This window comes from Sphingopyxis sp. CCNWLW2 (assembly GCF_037095755.1).
In the GTDB taxonomy this organism is placed as follows: domain Bacteria; phylum Pseudomonadota; class Alphaproteobacteria; order Sphingomonadales; family Sphingomonadaceae; genus Sphingopyxis.
Map to the genome: position 1 here is coordinate 145511 of NZ_JBAWKJ010000003.1, position 19375 is coordinate 164885.

The following is a 19375-nucleotide window of genomic DNA, read 5'->3' on the forward strand; positions in this document are numbered from 1 at the left end:
GTGAACGTCAAGCTGGCATAGCGGGGGGAGGGAGAGGGTGCAAGCGAGTCTCCCTTCCCGCTTGCGGGAGGGGCTGGGCCGAGCGAAGCGAGCAGCTGAGGTGGATCGGTCCACCCCGCTGCGACTAGCGGACAAGTCCGCAAGTCTCGCTACCTCTCCCGCAGGCGGGAGGGGAGGAAATGTCAGGGATGCAGGCGGCTCGCGGCGCGCGCGGCCATCAGGTCCCACAGGCCACTGTGCTGGGTGATCAGCTGCTGGGCGCCGAATACCATCGCGCGTTCAACTGCAGACGTTCCGGCGACGGTTGCGGCGAGCCGGGCGGTTTCGCGGAGGTCGGGGAGGGTGCAGGTCGGGGGACTGAGGTCGAGCCGAAGCGCGCTGATGTCGAGCAATACGCGGATCGTCCGCCAATCGAGCGTCAGCGCGATCGCGGCGCCGAGCGCGCACCCGTGGCGGTCCGATTCGGCGAGCATGTCGATCGCCTTGCGCTGCGCGGCGACCGCGGCTTCGCATTGCGCCTGGCCTTGCGTGCTCGGCACCGGGCCGACCGCCGAGGCGATCTTGGTCAGGAAGGCACGTTCCTGGACGAAGGCATCGGCCGCCTGGGCCATCCACTGGCGCGACGCGGGGTCGACCGCCTTGCGCGCGGCATTGTCGATCACGCCCGGATAACGGCCGTGCAGCAGGCAAAGAAAATGCACCGCGTCGGCGAGGTTGCGCATCGCCTCGGACCCGCTCGACAGGGCGCCCGAGCGGACGTGCGGATGCGCGCCGGTGCCGTCGCTGGCGACCAGCGCATCGAGCAATTCGGCGACGCCGCGCGTCTGTGCTTTGGGCTGGGGCGACTGGCTCAAGGCTTGATCCTCGCTGTGGCGGGGCGCCGGAGCCCAAGCCAGTGGAATTACAGCGATCGGTCATAGATCAACGTCGTAAACGACGCGTTTATAAGCGGCGCTTTGATTTGCCGCGGGGCTGTTCCAGTCAGGGACAACAGGAGCAAGGAAACCAAAGAGACCGGCAAGCCCCGGGGAGAAGCTTGCCGGTCCCATCGATATGGCGCCGGGGGGACGCCATTGGAGCGGGGTGGCCGGACTCAAGGGAGAGAGTGTCCGGCCGGCCCTGCTCAAGCTGCGAGTGCGAGTTCCTCGGTCTTTTTAGCCTGCGGCGCGGCGACGTCGATCGCGTTCGGCGCGGGCTGGGCCGCCGCCTTGGCGGGGAAGATCAGGCGCGAGGCGAGCACGACCAGGCCAAGGGCGAAATAGCCGATGAAGGTCTGGACCGGGAAGAAGAAGAGCGGCGCGACGAAGGCGAGGCGCAACCACAACGGGTTGAAGCCAAAATCCTGGCCAACGGCCTCGCAGATACCGAAGAAGGTATCGCGGCGGCGGAAGAGGTTGGTGGTTTCGTTTTCCATCTTTTTTGTCTTTCCCTTTGGCTGCAGGCACTGCCCCGCGCCGATGCCGAATGCATCGCAAAGGTCGTGCCAATTTTCGCGAGCCCCAGATTTCCGAGCTTTTTTGTATCAGCCGCGTTGGGCGGCCTGCTCTGGATCGTGAATCAATCCCACCTTGTGGGAATGATTGCCATTTGATGGGTGGCGCCTGAACCCTTCATGAAGCGCTCTGCATCGCGTGACGAGCGCTATCTGGTGGACAAATATGAAGATTTAAAGATCGCGGGACAAAAAAATTGTGCATCGCAACATTCGGGCGTGGCTGGTCTCAACCTGAAGGGACTTATCAATCATCGTCACCCCGGACTTGATCCGGGGTCCAGCTTGAAGTCGAAGCCAGTCGGTGGCTCAAAAAGCGGGCTCCCGGATCAAGTCCGGGATGACGAAGGATGTGAAGCAACGACGGCTTCCAATCTCGCAAAGGCATAGAAAAGGGGCGGCCCGTCACCGGACCGCCCCTGAAATTTCTCTGTCTTCGGCCTTACTGGTCGAGGAAGCTGCGCATCTTGCGGCTGCGGCTCGGGTGCTTCAGCTTGCGGAGCGCCTTCGCCTCGATCTGGCGGATGCGTTCGCGCGTCACGCTGAACTGCTGGCCGACTTCCTCCAGCGTGTGGTCGGTGTTCATCCCGATGCCGAAGCGCATGCGCAGAACACGCTCCTCACGCGGGGTCAGCGACGCGAGGACGCGCGTGACCGTTTCCTTGAGGTTCGACTGCACCGCGGCATCGACCGGGATGACGGCATTCTTGTCCTCGATGAAATCGCCGAGATGGCTGTCTTCCTCGTCGCCGATCGGCGTTTCGAGGCTGATCGGCTCCTTGGCGATCTTCATCACCTTGCGGACCTTTTCGAGCGGCATCGACAGACGCTCGGCCATTTCCTCGGGGGTCGGCTCGCGGCCGCTTTCGTGGAGGAACTGGCGGCTGCAACGGACCAGCTTGTTGATCGTCTCGATCATGTGGACCGGGATGCGGATCGTGCGCGCCTGATCGGCGATCGAGCGGGTGATCGCCTGACGGATCCACCAGGTCGCATAGGTGCTGAACTTGTAGCCGCGGCGATACTCGAACTTGTCCACCGCCTTCATCAGGCCGATATTGCCTTCCTGGATCAGGTCGAGGAATTGCAGGCCGCGGTTCGTGTATTTCTTGGCGATCGAGATCACGAGGCGCAGGTTCGCCTCGACCATTTCCTTCTTGGCGATGCGCGCTTCGCGCTCGCCCTTCTGGACCATGTTCACGACGCGGCGGAATTCGGTCAGGCTCATGCCTGCCGCCTGCGCGATTTCGCTGATTTCGATGCGGATGCGGTCGACCGCGCCGGCTTCATTCTCGGCGAAGGCGGCCCATTTCTTGTCGAGCCCGCTGACGCTCTCGATCCAATTCTCTTCGAGCTCGCGCCCGACATAATTGTCGAGGAACGACTTGCGCGGCACCTTGTGGCGCTCGGCCAGGCGCAGCATCTGGCCGCCGAGCGCGGTCAGCCGGCGGTTATAGCTGTAGAGCTGGTCGACCAGATATTCGATCTTGGTGCCGTGGAACTGCACGCTCTCGACCTGCGCGGTGAGTTCCTCGCGCAGCTTGTGGTATTTCTTTTCCGACGCCGACGGAAATTCCTCGCCGCCCGAGAGCGCTTCGAGGCGCGCTTCCTGCAGCTTCGAGAAGGCCTTGAAGCTCTTGGTGATGTTCGCGAACTTTTCGAGCGCGTCGGGCTTCAGCAGCTCTTCCATCGCCGCGAGGCTGAGGGTGTTGTCTTCCTCATCCTCCTCGAAGCTTTCGCGCTTGCCCGACGAGCCTTCGCCGTCCTCGTCGTCGCCGTCAGCCGAGGGTTCTTCCTCGACTTCGTCCTCGTCCTTGAACGAAACGCCGGCGGTCTTTTCGCTGATCTCGCCGTCGTCCTCGGCGCCCTCTTCGTCCATATTCTCGGGCGCGGGGTCCTTCGAGAGCATCGCTTCGAGGTCGACGATCTCGCGCAGCTGCATGTCGCCATTGTTGAGCGCGGTCGACCAGTCGATGATCGCGTTGAAGGTCAGCGGGCTTTCGCACAGCCCAAGGATCATCGTGTCGCGGCCCGCCTCGATGCGCTTCGCGATCGCGATTTCGCCTTCGCGGCTGAGCAGCTCGACCGCGCCCATTTCGCGCAGGTACATGCGAACGGGATCGTCGGTGCGATCGACCGTTTCCTTCTTCTTTTCGATCGCGGGGTTCGAAACCGAACCGGTGCCGGCGCTGACATCGACTTCGTCGTCGGGCTCCTGGTCGGCCTCTTCCTGCACATCCTCATCGCTTTCTACGATGTTGATGCCCATGTCGGAAATCGCCGACATGATATCCTCGATCTGCTCGGACGACATCTCGTCCTGCGGCAGCGCCGCGTTCAGCTCGTCATAGGTCAGGTAACCGCGCTTCTTGCCGCGTGCGATCAGCTTTTTGACGTCGGCCTCGTTGAGGTCGATCAGCGGGCTGTCGGTGTCGGTATCGGTGTCGGCGGTGCTTTTGGTGGCCATTCGTGGTTCCTGCCTAAGGGCGTAATCGTTCAGCTCTGGTTGCTGTCTTCGGACAGCGCAGCCAGGCGGCGGGTCAATTCTTTATCCATGGCGGACAGCTTCTGCTGCCGCGCGAATCCTTCGTCGTCCATCGTGCGCTGGAAATCCGCGGTGGCTTCGGCAAGCCGCTCCCGGATTTCGGGCTGGGTCACCAGCACACCGATATATTCATCAAGGTCGCGAAGCGCCGTTTCCCGCGCCGCTGCGGCCTCTTCCTTGCTTTCCAGCCTGCGATTGAACGAGAAGTGCATTCCGTCGGCTCTGAGCAATGTCATCGCCCTATTATACACTTTCATTGGCTCCAATATGGCAAGCAACCCCTCGCAATCAAGCCCTTCCTGACGCATCGCGCTGTCAAGCATTACGCCGAGCAGTTCGGCGTCGCTTGAATCGCTCACCGGCAGCCGCGTCAGCGCCTCCTCGTTGCGCCGGAGCGCCTCGGGGTAACGCAGCAATCCGCCGATCAGCGCCGCGACATAAGGCGCCGAAATCCCGGCCTGCCCGATGGAACGCGTCTCGTCGGCCGGAGGTTGCAATCGCGGGTCGGGGCCGAAGCGGCGATTGCCGCCTCCACGCGGCGGGTTCGGCGTCCAAGGCTGGCGCTGAGGGCGCTCGGGCTGTTTGCGCGCGAACAGCATATCGAGCCGCTCGCGAAACGCCTCGCGATAATGGTGGCGGACGTCGGCATCCTCGATCGCATCGGCATGCGCGAGCAGACGCGTCTTGAGCGCGGCGCGCTCCTCAGGGGTCGCAAGCGGCCCCGCTGCGACCTCATGCGCCCAGAGTCGCTCGACGAGCGGCTGCGTCTCGTCGAGGATCGCGTTGAAGCCCTCGGAGCCGCGTGCGCGAACAATGTCGTCGGGGTCCTGCCCCGCGGGCAGCGTGGCAAAGGCAAGGCTGAAACCCGGACGAAGCAGGGGGAGCGCGCGCATTGCGGCACGCATCGCCGCTTTCTGCCCCGCTGCATCGCCGTCGAAGCAGAGCACCGGCACCGGCACCATCCGCCAGATCAGCCCGAGCTGCGCCTCGGTCAGCGCGGTGCCGAGCGGCGCTACGGCGTCGGCGATCCCCGCCTCGGCGAGCGCAATCACGTCCATATAACCTTCGACGACGATGATGCGGTTCGTCTGCCGCGACGCCGGCGACGCCTTGTCGAGATTATAGAGGACGCGGCCCTTGTCGAAGAGCGGCGTGTCGGGCGAGTTCAGATATTTAGGCTCGCCGTCGCCAAGAATGCGCCCGCCGAACGCGATCACCCGCCCGCGCGCATCGCGGATCGGGATCATCAGGCGGCCGCGGAAACGGTCGTAGGGCTCTTTCTCTTCGACCGCGATCAGCATCCCCGATTCGACGAGCATCGCGGTCGGGAATTTCTTGAGCGCCTCCTTAAGCGCGCTGCGGCTGTCGGGCGCGAGGCCGAAGCCGAATGCCTTGCGCGTCGCCTCCGAAATGCCGCGCTTCGCGAGATACTCGCGCGCCGGGGCGCCGTTGCTGCTGCCAAGTTGCTGCGTGAACCAGTCGGCGGCGCCTTGGACGACGTCGCGCAGGCTCGCCGCCTCCTCGGCCTTTTTCGCGGCGCGCGGGTCGGCGGCGGGAACTTCCATCCCGGCTTCGGCGGCGAGTTCCTTGACCGCGTCCATGAACGACAGTCCGCGCTGGTCGGTCATCCAGCGGATCGCATCGCCATGCGCCGAGCAGCCGAAACAGTGGTAGAAGCCCTTTTCGTCGTTGATCGTGAAGCTGGGCGTCTTCTCGTTATGGAAGGGGCAGCAGGCTTTATATTCGCGCCCCGCACGCGTGACCTTCACCGTCCGCCCAATGAGCGTCGACAGCGTGATCCGCGAGCGCAGTTCGTCCAGCCATTGCGGGGTGAGGGTCAAGAGTCCCCCTCCCGCTTGCGGGAGGGGTTAGGGGAGGGGATGTCCGCAAGCGCTCGTTCGATTTCGCCCACGACGCCCTCGATCCGTTCCAACACATCATTGTTCCAGAAACGGATCACCTGATAACCCTGTGATTGTAAATAGGCCGTCCGCGCCTCGTCTTTTTCTACATCAACTGCATGCTGCCCACCATCGACTTCGATAACGAGTTTGGCGGTGCGCGAGACGAAATCGCAGATGAAAGGGTCGATGGGGAATTGGCGGTTAAAGCGAATGCCGGAGACTTTGCGAGCGCTCAGTTGCGCCCAGAGCTTTCGTTCGGCATCGGTCGCGTTCAGCCTTAGCTCGCGGGAGCGCATTGTCGGTCGTTTATAGCCCTTGTCCAAACAGGCCCTCCCCCGACCCCTCCCGCAAGCGGGAGGGGAGAATATACGCTCGCGGCCACCTTGTCCCCCTCCCGCTTGCGGGAGGGGTTAGGGGAGGGCATGTCTCAGGAGAGCGCCGCCTTCACCCAACCCGACGCCTTGCTCATATCAAGCTGCGAACCCAGCCGGTCCTTTACCGCCGCCATCACCTTGCCCATATCCTTCAGGCTTTCGGCACCCAGCTCGACCACGATCGCCTTGATCGCGGCGGCAGCATCGTCGTCGTTCAGCTGCGCGGGCAGGAAATCCTCGATCACGACAACCTCGGCCGCCTCGATGTCGGCAAGCTCCTGACGCCCACCCTGTTCGTACATGGTGATCGATTCGCGGCGCTGCTTGACCATTTTCTGGAGCACGTCGGTAACGAGCACATCGTCGTCGGCCGGCGCGGTGCCGGTGCGCAGCTCGATGTCCTTGTCCTTGATCTTGGCCAGCATCAGCCGGATGGTGCCGAGCCGCGCCTTGTCGCCGGCCTTCATCGCCGCGACCTGCGCAGCCTTGATGTCGTCACGAATCATGCGTGTCCCCATGCGCTGCAAATTTCGGAAAGGCCCTCTCTAGCGAGAAGTTTCCTAATCCGATAGCTTGTGAATCACTTTTTTGCCTCCTACTTGGTCGGCCGTTTAGCCCCCCGTCCGGAGCATGTTGAATGGCACCTGCCAACCCCTCTGCCGCGCCCAAAAGCCAGCCATCTGGCGCGACTGGCGTCCTTGTCCTCGCCGATGGCACGATCCTGTGGGGCGTGGGTTACGGCGCGAGCGGCGCCGCTGTGGGCGAGATTTGTTTCAATACGTCGATGACGGGCTATCAGGAAATCCTGACCGACCCCAGCTATGCGGGTCAGATCGTCACTTTCACCTTCCCGCATATCGGCAATGTCGGCGCGAACCCCGAGGATATGGAGCGCGGCGTGCACGGCGCGCTCGGCTGCATCACGCGCGAGCTGCCGACGCAGCCCAGCAACTTCCGCAGCGTGCAGACGCTCCCCGAGTGGATGATCGAACAGGGCGTCATCGGACTTGCCGGGATCGACACGCGCGCATTGACGCGCCGCATCCGCGACGCGGGTGCGCCGAACGGCGTGATCGCGCACAGCCCCGACGGCAAGTTCGACATCGACGAGCTGCTCGCCATGGCGCGCGGCTGGGCGGGGCTCGAGGGCATGGACCTTGCGAAGGCGGTCAGCCGCACCGACACCGGCGACTGGACCGGCGGCGCGTGGACGCTGGGGCATGGCTATGCGACCGAAGAAGGCGGCGAGCGGCCGCATGTCGTCGCGATCGATTATGGCGCGAAGGACAATATCTTCCGCAACCTGGTAAAGGCCGGCGCGCGCGTCACCGTGGTGCCCGCGACCGCGAGCCTCGACGAGGTGCTGGGGCATAATCCCGCGGGCGTGTTCCTCTCGAACGGCCCCGGCGACCCCGCGGCGACGGGCGACTATGCGGTGCCGGTGATCCAGGGGCTGCTCGAACGCGACGTGCCGATCTTCGGCATCTGTCTCGGCCACCAGATGCTGGGCATCGCGGCGGGCGCAAAGACCGTGAAGATGCATCAGGGCCACCGCGGCGCGAACCATCCGGTGCAGCGCGCGGAAGACGGCGTGGTCGAGATCACCAGCATGAACCACGGCTTCGCGGTTGACGCCGCGACGCTGCCCGTCGGCGTGGTCGAAACGCACAAGAGCCTGTTCGACGGATCGAACTGCGGCATCGCGATCACGGGGAAGAACGCGTTCAGCGTGCAATATCACCCCGAGGCAAGCCCGGGGCCGCAGGACAGCTTCTATCTGTTTGAGAAGTTTGTCGGGGGGCTGAAGTGACGCTTCCGCCAATCGAGCCTTATGTTGAGTCCTTCTTTTGGCAGACGTCTTCATGGAAGAAGGACATCCCTGCGGGATATGTCCGCCGAACCGCAATCGTTGAGTGGATTTCGGAACGAATAACCGTGTCGGTGGAACGCTTCGGACCTGAAGTGTGTCGGCCATACCTTGGGTTAGCTTCGGATATTTTCGATCGGATGATTGAAAGCGGCAATGTGGCCATTCAGCATCATCCGGTTGCTGGCGAATATTATTGCGTCGATTCTGAAAAACTCACGAAATTTCGTGCTCAAACTTTACAAAATGATGAAACCACCAAACAGTATCAAACTGTTGGTGCGCATCTTTTTGACGATATTTTTGGTGCCTACTCACGTGAGAGCGATCTAAGCGCGATTGAAAATGTAGAATCTAGTCTAAAGATTCCTGCGTCCGATCGCGTTGTGCATTTGAATGACAACGAACGCAAAGCAATCGACGAGACAGCCCAACAACTTGCCAGCTCTCTTAAGAAAGAGAACTCCGTCGATGGTGATGTCGATCTGAGGGATCGGTTCGTTGCCCAACTTGCCGCGGCGAGAGAACTCGTTCGTGCTGACTCAGTACGAGCTTACCTCATGTACGAAACCCTTGTTCGGATGCTGGGGATGCTAATCCAAAAATACCAAGGGCACGTGATCGGCGCTGCCGCTCAGAAGCTTTTAGATTTAGTCATTCAGCACATCTTTGGAAAATAAATGCCCAAAAGAACCGACATCCAATCCATCCTCGTCATCGGCGCCGGCCCGATCGTTATCGGTCAGGCGTGCGAGTTCGACTATTCGGGGACGCAGGCGATCAAGGCGCTGAAGGAGGAGGGCTATCGCATCGTCCTCGTCAACTCCAACCCCGCGACGATCATGACCGATCCCGACCTCGCCGACGCGACCTATGTGGAGCCGATCACGCCCGAGATCGTCGCGAAGATCATCGCGAAGGAGCGCCCCGACGCGGTGCTGCCGACGATGGGCGGGCAGACCGCGCTCAACACCGCGCTGGCTTTGTTCAACGACGGGACGCTGGAGAAATATGGCGTCGAGATGATCGGCGCCGATGCCGAGGCGATCGACAAGGCCGAGGACCGGATCAAGTTCCGCGACGCGATGGACAAGATCGGGCTGGAAAGCGCGCGCTCGGGCATTGCGCACACGCTCGACGAGGCGTTCGCGGTGCTCGAACGCACCGGCCTGCCGTCGATCATCCGCCCCAGCTTTACCATGGGCGGCACCGGCGGTGGCATCGCGTATAACCGCGAGGAATTCGAGCATATTGTCCGCGGCGGCCTGATCGCCTCGCCCACCACCGAAGTCCTGATCGAGGAATCGCTCCTCGGCTGGAAGGAGTTCGAGATGGAGGTGGTGCGCGACCGCAAGGACAATTGCATCATCATCTGCTCGATCGAAAATGTCGATCCGATGGGCGTCCACACGGGCGATTCCATCACCGTCGCGCCGGCGCTGACGCTGACCGACAAGGAATATCAGATCATGCGCAACGCGAGCATCGCGGTGCTGCGCGAGATCGGCGTCGAGACGGGCGGGTCGAACGTCCAGTTCGCGGTGAACCCCAAGGACGGCCGCCTGATCGTGATCGAGATGAACCCGCGCGTGTCGCGTTCGTCGGCGCTCGCGTCGAAAGCGACGGGCTTTCCGATCGCCAAGGTCGCGGCAAAGCTCGCGGTCGGCTACACGCTCGATGAGATCATGAACGACATCACCGGGGTCACCCCCGCGTCGTTCGAACCGACGATCGACTATGTCGTCACCAAGATACCCCGGTTTGCCTTCGAAAAGTTCAAGGGCGCCGAGGCGACGCTGTCGACCGCGATGAAATCGGTTGGCGAAGTGATGGCGATCGGCCGTACGATCCACGAAAGCCTGCAAAAGGCGCTGCGCGGCCTCGAGACCGGCCTGAGCGGCTTCAACTTCGTCGACCGCCTCAAGGGCGCGACGCACGACCAGCTGCGCAGCGAACTTGCGAAGCGCACCCCCGACCGGCTGCTCAACGCCGCGCAGGCGATCCGCGAGGGGCTGCCGCTCGCCGAGATCAACCGCGTCGCGGGTTACGACATGTGGTTCCTCGAACGCATCGCCGAGATCGTCGCGGCTGAGGTCGAGGTGTGCAAAAACGGCCTGCCGCGCGATGCCGAAGCGCTGCGCAAATTGAAAGCGATGGGCTTTTCCGACAAGCGTCTGGCCTATCTGGCGCTCCAGTCAGCGAACCTCCACCCCGGCACGCGCCGTGCGACCGCGCGCGGCAGCGGGCTGATCCACGATGCGGTGAAGGCGATGACCGGCGGCGTCACCGAGGCCGAAGTGCGCGCGCTGCGCCACAAGCTTGGCGTGCGTCCGGTGTTCAAGATGATCGACACCTGCGCAGCCGAATTCGCTGCAAAGACCCCCTATCTCTATTCGACCTATGAAGCCCCGACCTTCGGCGAGCCCGAGAATGAGGCGAACCCGTCGGATCGCCAGAAGGTCGTCATCCTCGGAGGCGGCCCGAACCGGATCGGGCAGGGGATCGAGTTCGATTATTGCTGCTGCCACGCCTGCTTCGCGCTCGAAGAGGCAGGCTATGAAACGATCATGATCAACTGCAACCCGGAGACGGTTTCGACCGATTATGACACGTCGGACCGCCTCTATTTCGAACCGCTGACCGCCGAGGACGTGCTCGAAATATTGCACGTCGAAATGTCGAAGGGCGAACTCGTCGGCGTGATCGTCCAGTTCGGCGGGCAGACGCCGCTGAAGCTCGCGCAGGCATTGTCCGACGCGGGCATCCCGATCCTCGGCACCTCGCCCGACGCGATCGACCTCGCTGAAGACCGCGAGCGCTTTGCGGCGCTCGTCAACAAGCTTGGCCTCAAGCAGCCCGAAAACGGCATCGCGCGCAGCCGCGAGGAAGCCGTCGCAGTCGCGGCGCGCATCGGTTACCCGGTGCTCACGCGCCCGAGCTACGTGCTCGGCGGCCGCGCGATGGAGATCGTCGACGACCAGGCGCAGCTCGAAAATTATATCGAGACCGCGGTGCAGGTGTCGGGCGATTCCCCGGTGCTGATCGACCGCTATCTGCGCGACGCGATCGAGGTCGATGTCGATGCGCTGTGCGACGGGACCGATGTCGTCGTCGCGGGCGTGCTCCAGCACATCGAGGAAGCCGGCGTCCATTCGGGCGACAGCGCCTGCTCGATCCCGCCGTACAGCCTGTCCGACAAGATCGTCGCCGAGATCGAACGCCAGACCGAAGCGCTCGCACGCGCGCTCGAAGTTCGCGGCCTCATGAACATCCAGTTCGCGGTCAAGGGCGACGAGGTCTTCCTGATCGAGGTCAACCCGCGCGCCAGCCGCACCGTACCCTTCGTCGCCAAGGCGGTGGGCTCGCCGATCGCCAAGATCGCGGCGCGGGTGATGGCGGGCGAAAAGCTCGCCGACCTGCCGAAGATCAACCGCGACATCGCGCATGTCGCGGTGAAGGAAGCGGTCTTCCCCTTCGCGCGCTTCCCCGGCACCGATCCGGTGCTGTCGCCCGAAATGAAGTCCACCGGCGAAGTCATGGGAATCGACAGCAATTTCAACCTTGCTTTCGCCAAGGCGCAGCTCGGCGCGGGCGACCGCCTGCCGACCGAGGGGCGCGTCTTCGTGTCGGTCAAGGACAGCGACAAGCCGCGCATCATCGGCGCGGTGCGCCAGCTGACCGACTGGGGCTGGAAGGTGATCGCGACCGGCGGCACCGCCGACTATCTGATCGAGCAGGGCATTGAGGTCGAGCGCGTCAACAAGGTTGCCGAAGGCCGCCCGCATATCGTCGACCGGATCAAGGACGGCGACGTGCAGCTGATCTTCAACACCACCGAAGGGTGGCAGTCGCTTCAGGACTCGCAATCGATCCGCGCGTCGGCGCTCGCGGCCGATATCGCCTACTACACGACGGCTGCGGCGAGCGATGCATCGACGCAGGCGATCGGCGCGCTCCGCTCGCACTCTCTTGAAGTAAAGCCGCTTCAGGACTATTATTGAACCACCGCTCCACCCCCCGACATTGACGGAACAGCGGCGCAGCCGCCCGGCGAAACTTCGCTGGCGCTGGATTATTGACGAAGGACAACAGGATAATGGCAAGCGTTGAAAAGGTGCCGATGCTGGCAGAAGGCTATGAGAAGCTGAGCACGCAGCTCACCGCACTCAAGGCCGAGCGACCGTTGATCGTCGATGCGATCGAGGAAGCGCGCGCGCATGGCGACCTTTCGGAAAATGCCGAATATCACGCCGCGAAGGAGCGTCAGGGCCAAGTCGAAGCGACGATCGGCGACCTCGAAGATCGTCTGTCGCGCGCACAGGTCATCGACCCGACGACGCTGTCGGGCGACCGTATCGTGTTCGGTGCGACCGTCACCCTCGCCGACGAGGACGACAAGCCGGTGAAGTATCAGATCGTCGGTCAGGCCGAGGCGGACGCCAAGGACGGCAAGATCAGCTATAATTCGCCGCTCGGCCGCGCGTTGATCGGCCGCCGCGTCGAGGACGAGATCGAAGTCACCGTGCCCGCGGGCGACAAATATTATCTGGTGAAGAAGATCGAATTCATCTGATGGATTTTTGACGATGAAGCCGCACGACGCGCCGCTGGTCACGGGCTATGCGCTCGTCTGCGTCATCGTCTTCGTCCTTCTGTCGATCACCGGATTTCAGGTCGACGCGATCGTGCGCGCGGGGTTTATCCCTGCGCGTTTCGGCAGCGAGCTGATCCTGCCGCCCGGGACGATGGTGCCCTTCATACTGACCCCGCTGACATCGGCCCTGCTGCACGGCGGGGTGCTGCACATCGTCTTCAACGTCATCGTACTACTTTTCATCGGGCGCCAGCTTGAGGCGCCGCTCGGGGCGAAGGCGATGGCGGTGGTGCTGCTCGCCGGCGCTTATGGCGGTGCGCTCGCGCAATTTCTTTCCGACCCGCAATCGGCGGTGCCGATGATCGGCGCCAGCGGTGCGATCTCGGCGCTGATCGCGGTGTATGCCCTGATCTTCAGCCGCTCGCAGGCGACCGCGATCGGACCGATCCCGGGGCATTGGGTGCGCGCGCTATGGCTCGCCGCGGCGTGGATCGGGCTTCAGCTGCTGCTTGGTTTCGCCGGCGGCGGCGGTTTTGGTGCGGTGGCGATCTGGGCGCATGTCGGCGGGTTCCTTGCCGGCCTGCTGCTGGCACGCCCGTTGCTGCGTTGGCGATTCGGCGCGCGCTAAAGTCGGAGCAATCCGCCCGCCAGCAGCATCGCGACACGCACATCGATCCCGCAGCCTTCGGCGCGCTTTGCCGCGACGAAATCGGCGACGCTGTCCAGCGGCACGCGGTGGACGAGGATGTCCTCGCCATCGACCCCGCCGCCTTCGCCGACCCTGGTCAGCCCGGTCGCGATCAGCAGCGTGAAGCTTTCGCTGACCATGCCAGGCGAACTGTAGAATTCGCCGACGGTGCGCCAGTTGGCGGCGCGATAGCCCGTTTCCTCCTCAAGCTCGCGCTGCGCCGCGATCTCCGATGCCTCGCCCGCGGTGTCGTCGCCGACCAGCCCAGCGGGCAGTTCGAGGCAGTTGATCTTGAGCGGTACCCGATATTGTTCGACCAATATGACGTGGCGACCATCATCGCCCTCGTCGATCGCGAGGATCACCGCGGCGTGAATGCCGCGGGCGCGCGAGACATATTCCCAATTTCCCTGCTGCTTGACGGAAATGAAGCGGCCTTCCCATCGCGTCTCGATGGGGGCGTCGGGGGAGGGGCGGGTCATATCTGTCCTTATCGTCATTGTGACTCCGGCGAAGGCCGGCGGAAGCAATCCAGAGAGGCCTTGCACCGCTCTGGATTGCCACGGGCCTCCGGCCCTCGCAATGACGACAGGCCTAAAGTTCGATCAGGCGGTCGGGAAGTTCGTTGGGATTTTCATCGCCCTTGGGGAAATGTTCGGCGAGGACGATGCCCATCTGGCGCACCGCCTCGGCCATGCCTTCGCCGGGCTTGCCGACGCGCACGCGCTCGATCAGGCCGGCCATCGCATTGCCCCAGATTTCGGGCGTGACCTTTGCGGCGATCGCTTCGTCGGCGACGATGTCGGCGCGATGCTCTTTCAGGCTGAGGTAGAGGAGGACGCCGGTGCGGCCGAGCGTCTTGGCCTCGGTCCCGACCTTGAACAGGTCGATCGCGCGCGCGCGGACACGCTGCGCCTTGATCGCGCGCGGGGTCAGCGCCATCCGTAGCGGCCGCCACAGCAGAATCAGCCACATGCCGATCCATTTGAGCACGCCGACGGCAATTACCGTTCCAAGCCATTGATTGGCGGTGAGATCGTGCCCCCAGCCGCCTGTGAGCCGGTCGTACAGGCCGCGGTAAAAGTCGGGGAACAGCGCGATCACCGACATCGCAATAAAGGCGATGACGCTCGCCCAGACGAGCGCGACATCGTCATAATCGTTCGATTTCGCCGCGACGACGGTGACGATCTCGCCGCTGGTGTGCGCCTCGGCCGCGGCGACCGCCGCGGTCACGATGTCGTGATCGGCTTCGCTCACATGGCTGACTTTATGTGGCATATCCTGCGTCCCCTACCAGCCGCCGGAGGCGCCGCCGCCCCCGAAGGAGCCGCCGCCGCCCGAGAAGCCGCCAAAGCCGCCGCCACCGCCGCCCCATGAGGAACCGCCGCCACCGCCCCAGCCACCGCCGCCCCAATGGTCGTCGTCGCCGCCGCCCCAGATGATGATCGGCGCATCCCAGGGCCGGCCCTTGCCCCGTTTCTTCCCCCGCCGCCCGAGGCGCGAGAGCATCGGCAGGACGAAAAAGATCAGGATGATGAAGCCGACGAAGAAAAGCCCGCCGAAATTGCCGTCGTTGGCGCGGTCGCGCTCGGCGGCGTCTGCCGCTTTCGCCCGCGCCGCGGCTTCTTCGGGCGGCAGCTGGATCTGCTGCGCGATCGCATTGACGCCGTCCTGGATGCCACCCGGCATGTCGCCTGCCTTGAACTTGGGCGTCACGACGTCGCGGATGATCCGCCCCGACAGCGCGTCGGTCAGCACCGGTTCGAGCCCGAGGCCGACCGCGATATTCATCCGCCGTTCGTTCGGCGCGATCAGGAAAACGACGCCGTCGTCCTTCGCCTCGTCGCCGATCCCCCAGGCTCGGCCCAGCTTGTAGCCATATTCCGAAACATCATTGCCTTCGAGGTCGCTGACCGTCGCGACGACGAGCTGGTGCCCGGTCGTCTTCTCGAGGTCGAGGAGCTGCGCGTTTAGCGCCGCTTCCTCGGCCGCGGGGATGATGTCAGCCTGATCGACGACCGGATTGCCCGCGAGCTTGGGAAAGGTCTGCGCAGCGGCGGGTCCCGCCAGTACCAGCAGCCCGGTCAGGGCCGCTGTTACCAGTGGACGCAAAAGGGCGGTCAGGGCCACTTTATTTGCCGAAATCGACCTTCGGCGCCTGGTTGGCGTTGGGGGTGATCGCCTTGTACGGGGTCATCGGCTGCGCGCCATGGACGATCTTGGCGCCGATGATGTCGGGGAAGGTGCGGATCGTCGTGTTATAATCCTGCACCGCGCCATTATAATCCTGGACCGAGACGTTGATCCGGTTTTCGGTGCCTTCGAGCTGGGTCATCAGGTCGGCGAAGCGCGCCTGGCTCTTGAGGTCGGGATAGGCTTCGACCGTGGCAAGAAGGCGGCCGAGCGCGCCCGAAACCTGTCCCTGCGCCTGCTGGAACGCCTGCACCTTGGCGGGATCTTCGAGGTCGTCGGTGCTGAGCTTGACCTGCGTCGCCGAGGCGCGCGCCTGGATCACGCCTTCGAGCGTCGACTGCTCGATCTGCGAAGCGCCCTTGGCGGTTTCGACGAGGTTGGGGATCAGGTCGGCGCGGCGCTGGTACGCGGCTTCGACATTCGCCCATTTGGCTTTGGCGGCTTCTTCCTTGGTGGGAACGCTGTTGATGCCGCAGGCGGACAGCGACATCGCGGCGACGGGCACAATCAACCAACGGGCGGAACGCAAAGTCATGGTCGGACACTCCCTCCGCGCGGCAGGGCGCCGCGCCAACTGGTTTAATATAGTAAGACGCTTCGCACCCCGCAATCATTGACGCGGATAATCGTGTCATGCACTCTGGGTGGGCAGGCGCAGCGACCAAAGGGGTTGGTATATGATCAAGGATTTCAAGGCATTCCTGAACCAGGGTAATGTGATGGGGCTGGCCGTCGGTGTGATCATCGGCGCGGCGTTCGGGACGATCGTCAAGTCGCTGACCGACGATGTGCTGATGCCCTTCATCGGCTTCGTCACCGGCGGCGGGGTCGATTTCACCAACCAGTATCTGGTGCTGTCGGGCGGCGACAAGGTGGCCGCGGGCATGACGCTGGCGGCGGCGAAGGCGACCGGCGCGAATGTGATGGCCCTCGGCAGTTTCGTCACCGCGGTGATCAATTTCATCCTGCTCGCCTTCGTCGTGTTCCTGCTGGTGCGGCAGGCGAGCAAATTCATCAAGCCGGCCGAAGCAGGCCCGACCGAGATTGATATCCTTACCGAAATCCGCGACGAGCTGAGAAAGAAGGTGTGACCTATCCACGATGAATTGCACGCGCGCCCTTTCCATCGGCGTGCGGACACCCTATATCACTCGTGCCGGTTTCGGCCGGCTATGGTGATAAATGGTGTCGTGGAATAGACACAGCGGACCCGGGGGCAGTACCCGGCGGCTCCACCACAAACCCGCGTTTCTTTGATGGGCGCGCGGGTTTCTGACGGGGCCGAACCAGGATCGACGTGTGTTCAAAGACGATATTTTTGCCCGGGCTGAGTAACCCGTTCAAGGCTCAAAACCAATAGGTGCTAACGATAACGAAGCACTCGCTCTGGCTGCCTAACCGATAAGCCTCACGGCCTAAGGTTAGACAAATAGAACGCGGTTCGGACCGAACCGGGCAACAGAATCGGATACCAGCGGCTGGGGACGAGCCGGGCAACAGAATCGTCCCACCTTATTTCCCTAAATCAATGCGCACTTTCGCAGTGGCGATGATCGCCGAGTGCCTCGATCACGCGGCAATCGGCGGCGACTCCGCCGCGGCAGCGCCCGACGATACGCGTGAGCTCGTCGCGAAGAAGCGCCAGCTGCGCGATCTTTTCCTCGACCTGTTCCAGATGCCGCGTCGCGATGCGGTCGGCCTCGCTGCAGTCGCGTGTCGGATCGTCCGACAGGTCGAGCAGCGAGCGGATTTCCTCGATCGTGAAGCCCAAGTCGCGCGAATGGCGCACAAAACTCAGCCGCGACCGGTGCGTATCGCCATAGCTGCGGTAATTCGCGGCGGTGCGATCGGGCGCGGGAAGCAGCCCGATGCGCTCATAATAGCGGATGGTTTCGATATTGGTCCCGGTCGCCCGCGACAGTTCGCCGATTTTCATCGCTTGACCCTGTAGTTGCTACAGGGTGCATATAGGGTGCCGACTCGAAGATAACAGGAGAATTTCGGCGATGGCCGATCAATGCTGTGCCGGAAAAAGCGGCAAGACCGCGCTCAATGACCCCATTTGGCGGCGCATCCTGTGGATCGCGCTCATCATCAACGCCGCGATGTTCGGGGTCGAGATTGTCGCGGGTGTCGCGGCGGATTCGCGCGCGCTTCAGGCCGACGCGCTCGATTTCCTCGGCGACAGCGCCAATTATGCGATCAGCCTCGGCGTCGCGGGCATGGCGCTCGCGTGGCGCGCGCGCGCCGCCTTGCTGAAGGCAGGGACGATGCTCGTCTTTGGCCTGTGGGTATTCGGATCTGCGGTCTGGGGCTTCATCACCGGATCGGCGCCGCACGCCGAGACGATGGGGCTGATCGGCGCGCTCGCGCTTTCGGCGAACGTGGTCGTCGCGCTGATGCTCTATCGTTATCGCACCGGCGACGCGAATATGCGCTCGGTGTGGATCTGCTCGCGCAACGACGCGATCGGCAACATTGCGGTGATGGGCGCCGCGCTCGGCGTCTTCGGTACGGGGCGCAGCTGGCCCGACCTCGCCGTCGCGGCGATCATGGCGGCGCTCGCGATCTGGGGCAGCATCGAGGTGTTCCGGCAGGCGCGCGGCGAACTCGCCGCCACGCCCGCCTAGAACACCTTACGCCAGACTGTTGCCAAGGCCGATCACGACGGTCGAGGCCATCAGCACCGCGATCCCGAGCCAGACGAGCGCGCGCGTGCGCTGGCCTGCGGGCGCCCATTCCTTGAGCGCGAAGCCCCAGAGCGTCGAGAAGAGGATGATGCTCGCCATGTGCAGCGTCCAGCTCGAAAAGCCGAAGCGCCCCATCTGGCTTTCGCCCATCGTGTAGAAGAAGAACTGGAAATACCACAAAGTGCCGCCGAGCGCGGCGAGGCCATAGTTGAGCGCCAGCGGCGGCTTTTCGGTCGCGCCGGGCGCGGGCTCGCCGGCGAACTGGCGGACGCTGCGGTTGCGCGCGATGAGGATGCCGCACCAGATCAGGTTGGTCGTGAGCCCGCCAAGTAGCACGACGCAGAGCACGGGCAGACCCTGCCACAGCGGGTCGGTCCCGGCGGCCAGCGTCAGCGCGCGGATCGGCGCGCCGGCGTCGAGGCCCCAGGCGAAGCAGCCCGACATGATGCCCGAGAAGACCGCGATTGCGAGCCCCTTGCGCAGGTTGAACTCGGATTTTTCGGCCTCGGCGATCGTCGCGCCCATCTCGCGTTCCTTGCGGCGTCCGGCCTGCGCGACGATGACGATCCCGACAAGCGTGATTGCGATGCCTAGGAAGACCGTCTGCCCGCTGCTCGTCGCGAAAAGCTCGCCCAATGTGCCGCGAAAGATCGGCGGCCCCATAGTGCCGATCACCGTCGTCAGCCCGAGCGCCACCGCCATGCCGAGCGACAGCCCGAGGTAGCGCATGGTGAGCCCGAAGGTCAGCCCGCCAAGCCCCCACATCGCGCCCCAGAACCAGCACCAGAACCAGATATCGCCGGGCGTGCGGCTCAGCACGCCGATCAGGTCATGTGTCTGGATCGACGCGAAGAGCCACGGCGCGATGAGCCACGAGAAGATGCCGCCGGTGATCCAGAAAATCTCCCACGACCAGGCGCGGATGCGCTTGTACGGCACATAGAAGCTCGCCGACGACAGCCCGCCCAGCCAGTGAAAGAACACGCCAAGCAGCGGGTTCGCATCCATCCTCTTTCTCCCCTCGT

20 protein-coding genes and 1 other RNA gene are annotated in these 19375 nt (G+C 63.7%); 9 read left to right on the forward strand and 12 right to left on the reverse strand.

Annotation, left to right across the window (positions count from 1 at the left end; genetic code table 11):
- Positions 1-182: 182 nt before the first annotated feature.
- The gene (locus V8J55_RS18165) at positions 183-854 is read right to left on the reverse strand and encodes a DUF6975 family protein (RefSeq protein WP_336447012.1); all 672 of its coding nucleotides are present in this window, start codon (positions 852-854) and stop codon (positions 183-185) included.
- A gap of 269 nt (positions 855-1123) precedes the next feature.
- Positions 1124-1414 (reverse strand): PspC domain-containing protein, encoded by a 291-nt coding sequence (locus V8J55_RS18170; protein ID WP_336447013.1) that lies wholly within the window; start codon positions 1412-1414, stop codon positions 1124-1126.
- A 198-nt stretch (positions 1415-1612) separates the two neighbouring features.
- Here V8J55_RS18170 and V8J55_RS18175 point away from each other — a divergent pair, with 198 nt between their 5' ends.
- Complete coding sequence (locus tag V8J55_RS18175; protein ID WP_336447014.1) at positions 1613-1882, forward strand: hypothetical protein; 270 nt, start codon at positions 1613-1615, stop codon at positions 1880-1882.
- Between the two features lie 52 nt (positions 1883-1934).
- Here the strand turns inward: V8J55_RS18175 and rpoD are convergent, their stop codons facing one another.
- From rpoD to V8J55_RS18195, 4 genes are all read right to left on the reverse strand, one after another.
- Complete coding sequence (gene rpoD / locus V8J55_RS18180; protein ID WP_336447015.1) at positions 1935-3959, reverse strand: RNA polymerase sigma factor RpoD; 2025 nt, start codon at positions 3957-3959, stop codon at positions 1935-1937.
- Between the two features lie 29 nt (positions 3960-3988).
- Complete coding sequence (gene dnaG, locus V8J55_RS18185) at positions 3989-5878, reverse strand: DNA primase (protein WP_336447016.1); 1890 nt, start codon at positions 5876-5878, stop codon at positions 3989-3991.
- Positions 5875-6264, reverse strand: coding sequence for an endonuclease domain-containing protein (locus V8J55_RS18190; RefSeq protein ID WP_336447017.1), 390 nt, complete (start codon positions 6262-6264; stop codon positions 5875-5877). Before V8J55_RS18190 ends, dnaG begins: the two co-directional genes overlap by 4 nt.
- Positions 6265-6368: 104 nt before the next feature.
- Positions 6369-6821 (reverse strand): GatB/YqeY domain-containing protein, encoded by a 453-nt coding sequence (locus tag V8J55_RS18195; RefSeq protein WP_336447018.1) that lies wholly within the window; start codon positions 6819-6821, stop codon positions 6369-6371.
- Positions 6822-6952: 131 nt separating this feature from the next.
- Between V8J55_RS18195 and carA the strand changes: the two genes are divergently transcribed.
- The 5 genes from carA to V8J55_RS18220 all read left to right on the forward strand — a co-directional run bounded on the left by carA (position 6953) and on the right by V8J55_RS18220 (position 13404).
- Positions 6953-8125, forward strand: a complete 1173-nt coding sequence (gene carA / locus V8J55_RS18200; RefSeq protein ID WP_336447019.1) for a glutamine-hydrolyzing carbamoyl-phosphate synthase small subunit — start codon at positions 6953-6955, stop codon at positions 8123-8125.
- The gene (locus V8J55_RS18205; RefSeq protein WP_336447020.1) at positions 8122-8862 is read left to right on the forward strand and encodes a hypothetical protein; all 741 of its coding nucleotides are present in this window, start codon (positions 8122-8124) and stop codon (positions 8860-8862) included. Before carA ends, V8J55_RS18205 begins: the two co-directional genes overlap by 4 nt.
- Positions 8863-12183, forward strand: a complete 3321-nt coding sequence (gene carB, locus V8J55_RS18210; RefSeq protein WP_336447022.1) for a carbamoyl-phosphate synthase large subunit — start codon at positions 8863-8865, stop codon at positions 12181-12183. It abuts the gene before it with no gap.
- 95 nt (positions 12184-12278) lie between these two features.
- Positions 12279-12755 (forward strand): transcription elongation factor GreA, encoded by a 477-nt coding sequence (greA, locus tag V8J55_RS18215; RefSeq protein WP_037516308.1) that lies wholly within the window; start codon positions 12279-12281, stop codon positions 12753-12755.
- Between the two features lie 13 nt (positions 12756-12768).
- Positions 12769-13404, forward strand: coding sequence for a rhomboid family intramembrane serine protease (locus tag V8J55_RS18220; protein ID WP_336447023.1), 636 nt, complete (start codon positions 12769-12771; stop codon positions 13402-13404).
- On the opposite strand, the gene V8J55_RS18225 is transcribed toward V8J55_RS18220, so the two are convergent.
- The 4 genes from V8J55_RS18225 to V8J55_RS18240 form a co-directional block, all read right to left on the reverse strand.
- Positions 13401-13946 (reverse strand): NUDIX hydrolase, encoded by a 546-nt coding sequence (locus V8J55_RS18225; protein WP_336447024.1) that lies wholly within the window; start codon positions 13944-13946, stop codon positions 13401-13403. The genes V8J55_RS18220 and V8J55_RS18225 overlap by 4 nt on opposite strands.
- Positions 13947-14058: 112 nt before the next feature.
- Positions 14059-14745, reverse strand: a complete 687-nt coding sequence (locus V8J55_RS18230) for a TPM domain-containing protein (RefSeq protein WP_336447025.1) — start codon at positions 14743-14745, stop codon at positions 14059-14061.
- A gap of 12 nt (positions 14746-14757) precedes the next feature.
- Complete coding sequence (locus tag V8J55_RS18235) at positions 14758-15591, reverse strand: TPM domain-containing protein (RefSeq protein WP_443030842.1); 834 nt, start codon at positions 15589-15591, stop codon at positions 14758-14760.
- Between the two features lie 7 nt (positions 15592-15598).
- On the reverse strand, positions 15599-16195 hold the full coding sequence (locus V8J55_RS18240) for a LemA family protein (RefSeq protein WP_037517941.1): 597 nt from the start codon (positions 16193-16195) through the stop codon (positions 15599-15601).
- 142 nt (positions 16196-16337) lie between these two features.
- Here V8J55_RS18240 and mscL point away from each other — a divergent pair, with 142 nt between their 5' ends.
- Both mscL and ssrA read left to right on the forward strand, forming a co-directional pair.
- Positions 16338-16751, forward strand: a complete 414-nt coding sequence (gene mscL, locus V8J55_RS18245; protein ID WP_336447027.1) for a large conductance mechanosensitive channel protein MscL — start codon at positions 16338-16340, stop codon at positions 16749-16751.
- A 25-nt stretch (positions 16752-16776) separates the two neighbouring features.
- Positions 16777-17133, forward strand: a transfer-messenger RNA (tmRNA) gene (ssrA, locus tag V8J55_RS18250).
- A 52-nt stretch (positions 17134-17185) separates the two neighbouring features.
- On the opposite strand, the gene V8J55_RS18255 is transcribed toward ssrA, so the two are convergent.
- Positions 17186-17596 carry a MerR family transcriptional regulator gene (locus V8J55_RS18255; protein ID WP_336447028.1) on the reverse strand — a complete coding sequence of 137 codons (411 nt, stop codon included), beginning with the start codon at positions 17594-17596 and terminating at the stop codon, positions 17186-17188.
- A 70-nt stretch (positions 17597-17666) separates the two neighbouring features.
- Here V8J55_RS18255 and V8J55_RS18260 point away from each other — a divergent pair, with 70 nt between their 5' ends.
- Positions 17667-18290 (forward strand): cation transporter, encoded by a 624-nt coding sequence (locus V8J55_RS18260; RefSeq protein WP_336447029.1) that lies wholly within the window; start codon positions 17667-17669, stop codon positions 18288-18290.
- A 6-nt stretch (positions 18291-18296) separates the two neighbouring features.
- Here the strand turns inward: V8J55_RS18260 and rhaT are convergent, their stop codons facing one another.
- Positions 18297-19358, reverse strand: coding sequence for an L-rhamnose/proton symporter RhaT (gene rhaT, locus V8J55_RS18265; protein ID WP_336447030.1), 1062 nt, complete (start codon positions 19356-19358; stop codon positions 18297-18299).
- Between the last annotated feature and the right edge of the window lie 17 nt (positions 19359-19375).

Coding starts and splice junctions, on each gene's coding strand:
- V8J55_RS18170 (WP_336447013.1), bottom strand. CDS start 1,414: ATGGAAAACGAAACCACCAACCTCTTCCGCCGCCGCGATACCTTCTTC.
- V8J55_RS18175 (WP_336447014.1), top strand. CDS start 1,613: ATGAAGCGCTCTGCATCGCGTGACGAGCGCTATCTGGTGGACAAATAT.
- rpoD (WP_336447015.1), bottom strand. CDS start 3,959: ATGGCCACCAAAAGCACCGCCGACACCGATACCGACACCGACAGCCCG.
- V8J55_RS18195 (WP_336447018.1), bottom strand. CDS start 6,821: ATGATTCGTGACGACATCAAGGCTGCGCAGGTCGCGGCGATGAAGGCC.
- carA (WP_336447019.1), top strand. CDS start 6,953: ATGGCACCTGCCAACCCCTCTGCCGCGCCCAAAAGCCAGCCATCTGGC.
- carB (WP_336447022.1), top strand. CDS start 8,863: ATGCCCAAAAGAACCGACATCCAATCCATCCTCGTCATCGGCGCCGGC.
- greA (WP_037516308.1), top strand. CDS start 12,279: ATGGCAAGCGTTGAAAAGGTGCCGATGCTGGCAGAAGGCTATGAGAAG.
- V8J55_RS18220 (WP_336447023.1), top strand. CDS start 12,769: ATGAAGCCGCACGACGCGCCGCTGGTCACGGGCTATGCGCTCGTCTGC.
- V8J55_RS18225 (WP_336447024.1), bottom strand. CDS start 13,946: ATGACCCGCCCCTCCCCCGACGCCCCCATCGAGACGCGATGGGAAGGC.
- V8J55_RS18230 (WP_336447025.1), bottom strand. CDS start 14,745: ATGCCACATAAAGTCAGCCATGTGAGCGAAGCCGATCACGACATCGTG.
- V8J55_RS18240 (WP_037517941.1), bottom strand. CDS start 16,195: ATGACTTTGCGTTCCGCCCGTTGGTTGATTGTGCCCGTCGCCGCGATG.
- mscL (WP_336447027.1), top strand. CDS start 16,338: ATGATCAAGGATTTCAAGGCATTCCTGAACCAGGGTAATGTGATGGGG.
- V8J55_RS18255 (WP_336447028.1), bottom strand. CDS start 17,596: ATGAAAATCGGCGAACTGTCGCGGGCGACCGGGACCAATATCGAAACC.
- V8J55_RS18260 (WP_336447029.1), top strand. CDS start 17,667: ATGGCCGATCAATGCTGTGCCGGAAAAAGCGGCAAGACCGCGCTCAAT.
- rhaT (WP_336447030.1), bottom strand. CDS start 19,358: ATGGATGCGAACCCGCTGCTTGGCGTGTTCTTTCACTGGCTGGGCGGG.